Origin of the sequence: Rhizobium sp. PEPV16, assembly GCF_008919455.1 — a bacterium.
Lineage (GTDB): Bacteria > Pseudomonadota > Alphaproteobacteria > Rhizobiales > Rhizobiaceae > Rhizobium > Rhizobium leguminosarum_Q.
Genome location: NZ_VSZV01000356.1, coordinates 153208 through 160102, shown reverse-complemented (window position 1 = coordinate 160102; position 6895 = coordinate 153208). Strand labels below are relative to the sequence as shown.

The 6895-nt window shown below is 57.5% G+C and carries 7 protein-coding genes; all 7 read left to right on the top strand.

Annotated elements, in window-relative coordinates; translation table 11 throughout:
* Positions 1–1500 (top strand): sugar ABC transporter ATP-binding protein (locus FY112_RS35155; protein WP_151520498.1); only part of this gene is annotated, 1500 nt, incomplete at its 5' end.
* Entirely contained in the window at positions 1497–2477 is a 981-nt protein-coding gene (locus FY112_RS35150) for an ABC transporter permease (protein ID WP_017958439.1), read from the top strand. The genes FY112_RS35155 and FY112_RS35150, both read left to right, overlap by 4 nt.
* Positions 2478–2953: 476 nt before the next feature.
* Complete coding sequence (locus tag FY112_RS35145) at positions 2954–4588, top strand: GMC family oxidoreductase (RefSeq protein WP_017958440.1); 1635 nt, start codon at positions 2954–2956, stop codon at positions 4586–4588.
* Positions 4589–4600: 12 nt separating this feature from the next.
* The gene (locus FY112_RS35140) at positions 4601–5020 is read left to right on the top strand and encodes a hypothetical protein (RefSeq protein ID WP_151520393.1); all 420 of its coding nucleotides are present in this window, start codon (positions 4601–4603) and stop codon (positions 5018–5020) included.
* Positions 5021–5089: 69 nt separating this feature from the next.
* Positions 5090–5839: an electron transfer flavoprotein subunit beta/FixA family protein gene (locus FY112_RS35135; RefSeq protein ID WP_017958442.1), complete on the top strand. Its 750-nt coding sequence runs from the start codon at positions 5090–5092 to the stop codon at positions 5837–5839.
* Positions 5840–5858: 19 nt separating this feature from the next.
* The gene (locus tag FY112_RS35130) at positions 5859–6791 is read left to right on the top strand and encodes an electron transfer flavoprotein subunit alpha/FixB family protein (RefSeq protein WP_017958443.1); all 933 of its coding nucleotides are present in this window, start codon (positions 5859–5861) and stop codon (positions 6789–6791) included.
* On the top strand, positions 6788–6895 hold a 108-nt coding region (locus FY112_RS38660), incomplete at its 3' end, for an FAD-binding protein (RefSeq protein WP_151520497.1). The genes FY112_RS35130 and FY112_RS38660, both read left to right, overlap by 4 nt.

Here is a 6895-nt window from a genome sequence, read left to right as displayed (position 1 = left end):
AAGTGTTCCAACGTCCGAAAAACCTTCGCCGGTCTGCAAGCCCTAAAGGAGGTCCATTTCGACGTCGCGAAAGGACAGGTGCACGGGCTTGTAGGGGAGAACGGCGCGGGCAAGAGCACGCTGCTTCGGATCCTGGCCGGAGTGCACCAGCCCGACGGAGGAACCGGGATCGTTTATAACGGCAGCCCCTATGCTCCTCAAAACGCGAATGATGCGTTGCGCAGCGGGATCGTGACGATCCATCAGGATATCAATCTCATAGGCACGATGACTGTTGCGGAGAATATCCTTCTGAACAATGAGCCAACCGGCACGTTGGGAGTATTGAGTGCATCCAAGTTGAATAGGCTCGCGGCTAACCTCCTGAAGGAGTACCACCTCGATATTGATCCGTCGAAGCCGGTCAACGACCTGCCCAATGACGTCAAGAAGATGCTTCAGATCGTTAAGGCGATGACCTGGAACCCCAAGGTGCTGCTGATGGACGAGCCCACGTCCTCGCTGACCAACGTGGAGGTTGAGGTTGTCCTCGATCTCATCCGCAGCCTCGCTAAGCGCGGTGTTTCGATTGTATTCGTTTCGCATTACCTGTCGGAAGTTTTCGCTGTTTGCGATGACATTACCGTTATGCGCGACGGTCGCACGGTGGGTACTCTGCTCACGGCCGATACGACCATCTCTGAGGTCGTGACACATATGCTTGGGCGTGAGCTCGTAGAGGAGCAGTCCAGAAGCGCACGCGGCACACAACACAACGAGGTTCTGCTCTCCGTCCGCAATCTGACAGTCCCTGGTGTCCTAAACGACATCTCGTTTGACCTTCACAAGGGTGAAATTCTCGGATTTACCGGACTGACCGGTTCAGGCCTCAGCGAACTCGCCCGCGCCATCTACGGCGTAACCGGCATGCGGCGGGAAACGGGAACTTTCGAGCTGGAGGGCAAAGCCACATCGCTTGCCAATCCGGCCCAATCGCTGAGACAGGGTCTGGCGCTTCTCACAAACGACAGGTTGCGCGAAGGTATCCTTCCAGACTTTTCGATTACCGAGAACGTCTGCCTCCCGATCATCGACCGCTACCGCCAGCCCACGGGCTTGCTAAATCTCAAGGAATTACATGCCGCTGGTCGCGAAGCGATCACGAAACTACGCGTAAAGGCGTCCGGCCCCGATGCGCCGATCAAATCGCTCAGCGGCGGCAATCAGCAGAAGGTGTTGATCGCAAAGTGGCTCAAAACGCATCCTAAGGTCTTCCTCCTTGACGACCCAACGGTCGGCATTGACGTCGGCTCAAAGGACGAAATCCGAAAACTGATCGAACAAATTGCGGCCGAGGGTGTCGGCATCATTATTTTCACGACTGAAATTCCCGACATCGAGAAGCTGTGTGATCGCGCCTTTGTCATGTTCCGAGGAACGGTGGTCGGCGAGTTCCAGGGCGAAAAGCTCGAAAAGAACAGAATTCTTGAAACTTCGGTAAGCGGGAGGATGGCAGCATGACCATGCCAATTACAGAAAATGCAGGCGCGAACTGGAAGGATACTCTCCGGCGATCGTATGGCTTGATCCAGTCTGTGGCAGTACTTCTGGTACTGGTGATTATCATGTCGCTTATATCACCGCGCTTCATGTCAGTGATCAACATCCAAAACCTGATGGCACAGATGTCGCCGGCGCTCATCGTCGCCGCAGGCATGACCATTGTGATGATCAACGGCGAGTTTGACATCTCTGTCGGAGCGGTACTCGCCCTTACGGCTGCCGTCTCTGCTAGTCTCATGCCGCAACTGGGTTTCGTCCCGGCGATCTTCGTATCATTGTTCATCGGACCGCTGTTCGGCTTGTTTGCGGGACTTATCGTCACTTATGGCGGTATTCCCTCCTTTATTACGACGCTCGGCACGATGATGATCGCTCGAAGTCTCGCATTCGTGGTCACGGGCGGGCAGGTAATATCGGACCTGCCACCCGCGTTTCGGGTAATCGGACTTGCCCGTCCGCTTGGAATTCCCCTCCCTTTCATCATCGCGGTTGGGACAATCGTCTTCGGCTGGGTACTGCTTACTCAGACTGCCTTCGGCAAGAAGGTCTACGCAATCGGGGCAAATCGCGTCGTTGCCGCGCTGTCTGGCATTAGCGTTAAACGGACAAAGATCATTTGCCTGATGCTTTGCGGTCTGGCGGCGTCGTTTGCTGGAAACATTCTGCTTGCCCGCATAGGGGCCATTCAGGCCGACACGGCCAGGGGCCTCGAATTCGAGGTGATTGCTGCGGTTGTCATCGGCGGCGTCAGTCTCGGCGGTGGCCAAGGCAACATCATGCGGGTCATCATCGGCGTGGTCGTCATCGCCCTAATCCGAAACTTCATGAACCTCGCCCGCATCGACATCTTCTGGCAGGATTTCGCAACCGGATCGATCATCATCGCCGCTGTTCTCCTCGACGCCCTTCAGAAAAGGATTGGTAGTCGAACCTGACCCGGATCCATCGTCAATCGCATTAAGACCAACCCCCCGTCCGACCCCTGCCGCGTGGGGGTTTGGTTATTCGGATATCCTTTGGCCGCGTGGCCCAGAAACCGGAAGTGAGGGCTTGACGAAAGGCGAGAGTTTCGTCTGAGCCATTGATCGTATTGCGCAAAACGAAATGCTGTAACCCTTTAGCGAAGCGCGACGGTGGCTAGCTCACAGAGCGGCCATACGCCGACGCAATAGCAGCCATTATGCAAACGATGTTGCCCGCCATCGTGTGGATTGTGTCTACTCACCTCCAAGCAAGCGTCTTTTTGTAACGCCTGGAAACGGCATCCAGTCTGTCCAGGCCGCGGGAAGCGGCTTCGCTAGGTGCGCTAGATGATGGCGCTCAAAAAACCGGATGACGCAATTCGCAGTCGCGGCGGTTCGCGACCGAATGCGGGAGGGCAGTTTTCAACTGCATGCTCGAGGAGGAGCCAATGACAACCACATCACACGAAACGTACGACGTCGCGATCGTCGGCTCGGGGCCGAGCGGCGCGATCGCTGCCCGCCGCTTGGCCGAAGCTGGTTTCTCGGTCGTCTGTCTCGAGCAGGGCGAGTATCCGAACTACACGGCGATCAATTTTGAAGAGCCTACATTCGAACTGACGCGGGACATGGTGTTCAGTTGGAACCCGAACACGCGGATGAACAGCGCGGACTATCCGATCAACGACAGTGAATCCGACGTCTCTCCATTCATGTGGAACGGCGTCGGCGGCAGTTCGGTAATCTATGCAGCTGCCTGGCATCGCTTTCAACCCAGCAATTTCCGGGTCAAGACGCTCGACGGCGTGGCTGAAGACTGGCCGCTTACCTACGAAGACCTTGCGCCGTACTACACGCGCGCCGAGGCCCAGATGTCTGTGTCCGGCGTCGGCGGTGACCCCTCCTATCCACCCTTTGATCCTCCGTTGCCGCCGATGCCAATGGGCGTGCTCGACAAGAAGATGTTTGCCGCGCATGAGCGGCTGGGCTGGCATATTTGGCCCGGGACCAACGCCATCTCCACTGTCAAGCAGAACGGGATGAACCCTTGCGTCCGCCGCGGTGCCTGCATGGCCCCGGCCTGCTTTGACGGGGCGAAAGGCTCAGTCGACCGCACGCACTGGCCGATCAACATCAAGCTGGGCGTCAAGTTGGTGCAGCGCGCCCGCGTAGCGCGGGTGGAAACGGATTCTTCGGGACTGGCAACCGGGGTTACCTATATCGACCGCGCAACCGGACAGACCCACTTCCAACCCGCGCGCATCGTGATCCTTAGCGCAAATGGAATCGGGACTCCCCGCATCCTTCTCAACTCCGACAGCAATCGGTTCGTCAACGGCTTGGCAAACAGCTCCGACATGGTCGGGCGGAACCTCATGATGCATCCGCACGGAATGGTGATGGGCCTATTTGACGATCATTTCGACAGCTGGCAGGGACCGACGGGTCAGCGCGCCTACTCGCAGCAGTTCACGGAAACGCAACCGGGCTCTGGCTTCGTGCGCGGTGCAAAATGGCAGCTTATGGGTACTGGAGGGCCGCTTGGAACCATTGGCGTGTGGCCGTGGGGCAAGCGGGCCGGTTGGGGCGAGGAGTTCCATAAGGCCGTCTACAAACGCTTCGGTCGATCGGGGATGTGGTCGATCATCGGCGAAGACCTTCCTAACCCGGAGAACCGCGTTCTTATCGATCCTGACCTGAAGGATGCCGATGGAATTCCCGCTCCAAAGGTCGTCTATCGCTGCGATGATAACTCACGAAAGCTCGTCAAGTGGCATGAAGAGCATGCCGCCATCTCCTTCAAGGAAGCTGGCGCCTACGAGACCATCGCCGCGCCCGATTCCCGCGAGACGGGATGGCATATCCTGGGCGCTGCTCGAATGGGCAATGACCCGGAGACCTCGGTTGTCAACGCGTTCAACCAAGCGCACGACGTGCCCAACCTCTACGTCATTGACGGCAGCGTGATGCCAACCTCGGGTCCTGTTAACCCCACCGGAACGGTTGCCGCACTTGCCCTGCGGGCCGCCGAAGCGATTGCGATGAACCGGCGTGACCAGACCGTCTCGTCCAGGGTCGCGTAAAGGAGAGAGAGCATGTCTGTTACTATTGAAGATATTCAACCGCAGCTTTCTTGGCTTTGCGACACCATGATCCCCGGCAGTGCCGAGCTCGGTATGCCTTCAGCCAGCGAGATCGGAGTTGCCGACAAGCTACTCCCAAGGTCGCTCAAAGCGCGCGCTGACCTAGCTCCGAAGTTCCTTGAGCTGGTGGCGACACTTCCGACAGAACGCCCCGCGGACCCACTTGCCGTTATCAACGCAGTCCCAGTGAATGACCTTGACGTTATCGGCCGTTTTATCGCGGGTTCCTATTTCGCCGATCTCTCTGTGCAGAAAGGACTCGGATATACGGGCTACATCGCTCTTCCGATGGATCCCGACTACGACGAGATCATGGCCATTGTCGAGCCGATCATGGAACGCGGCCCCTGCTACGTCGAAGTGAACGCGTAGGGTGTGACTTATAGCACGCCGCGGGACTCGGCGTGCCATCCTTTCGCAGGTGGAGGAGCCTGAGTGCATATGAAAATTCTTGTTACCGTTAAGAGTGTTGTCGACTACAACGTCAAGATTAGGGTGAAGCCGGACGGGTCGGGCGTCGATCTCGCCGGCGTGAAGCATTCGATGAACCCGTTCGACGAGATTAGCGTCGAGGAGGCAATCCGGCTGCGGGAAGCGGGAGCAGCCACCGAGATCGTTGTTGTCTCGATCGGTGGCGTCAAATCAGAGGAAGCCTTGAGGGCAGCCCTTGCGATGGGAGCTGACCGTGCCATTCTCATCGAAACCACTGAGACCGTCGAGCCATTGGGTGTAGCCAAACTGGTCAAACAGGTGGCGGACGAGGAGCAACCAGGAATGATTATCGTCGGCAAGCAGGCCATTGACGACGATAGCGCCCAGACCGGACAAATGATCTCGGCGCTGTTGAACTGGCCGCAGGCGACATTTGCGTCAAAGGTTCAGATTGGGGCGGGCAAGGCGTCCGTCACCCGCGAAGTTGACGGCGGCCTTCAGACCATCGAGGTTGACCTGCCCGCTGTCGTGACAACAGATTTGCGTTTGAACGAACCCAGATACGCTTCCCTTCCAAATATAATGAAGGCGAAGAAAAAACCATTGAGCCGGAAAATTCCGTCGGATTTCGATGTCGACATCTCTCCGAGATTGACCGTGATGAAAACAGAAGAACCCGCGCCCCGCGCGTGCGGAGTTAAAGTCGCTTCTGTCGCTGAGCTCATCGCGAAGCTGAAAACCGAAGCTCACGTTCTCTGACCGAAATGGATCCGGACATATGACAACCCTTCTCATCGCAGATCACGACAACGCCCAACTCTCCGACCAGACCGCGAAGGCACTCACAGCAGCTCTCTCGCTGGGAGAGAATGTTCATATCCTCGTAGCCGGCCACAACGCCGATAGCGTGGTCGAAGAAGCGCGAAGACTGGAGGGCGGGGACAAAATCATCGTTGCAGATGATGTGCGGTTTGCTAACGCTCTGGCGGAGCCTTTAACAGATCTGATCCTATCGCTTTCAGAACCTTACGGCGCGATCGTTTCCGCCGCAACCGTCAGTGGAAAGAACGTGATGCCGCGGGTCGCGGCGCTCCTCGATGTCATGCAAATTTCCGAAATTGTCGACGTTGTCGGTCCGGATATCTTCAAGCGGCCAATCTACGCGGGCAACGCGATCCAGACTGTCAGATCGGTGGATCGGAAGAAGGTGATAACCGTTCGGACCGCAGCATATCCGCCCGCCTCCCAGGGCAACTCGGCCGCCGTCGAACGTATTTCGGCGGCGGCCGAGCTATTCGAGGGCTCCAGACACCTTTCCGACGAACTCTCGATAAGCGAACGTCCCGAACTCACGTCCGCGAAGATCATCATTGCAGGGGGGCGAGCGCTTGGCTCCTCCGAAAAATTCGAACAAGTCGTGTTTCCTCTGGCCGACAAGCTCGGCGCCGCTGTCGGTGCATCTCGTGCCGCGGTTGATGCGGGGTACGCGCCGAACGATCTGCAGGTCGGGCAGACGGGTAAAGTGGTTGCACCCGATCTCTACATCGCCTGCGGGATTTCCGGCGCCATCCAGCATCTCGCCGGTATGAAAGATTCAAAGGTTATCGTCGCAATCAACAACGACCCCGAAGCTCCCATCTTCCAGGTCGCTGACTATGGGTTGGTCGCGGACCTCTTCGACGCCCTTCCAGAGTTTGAGAAGGCGTTATGACGATCAACACGACACAGTTTCCCGAACGAGAAAGCATGGAATTCGACGTTGTGATCGTCGGCGCCGGTCCTGCCGGTCTTGCGGCGGCGATCCGGTTGAAGCAG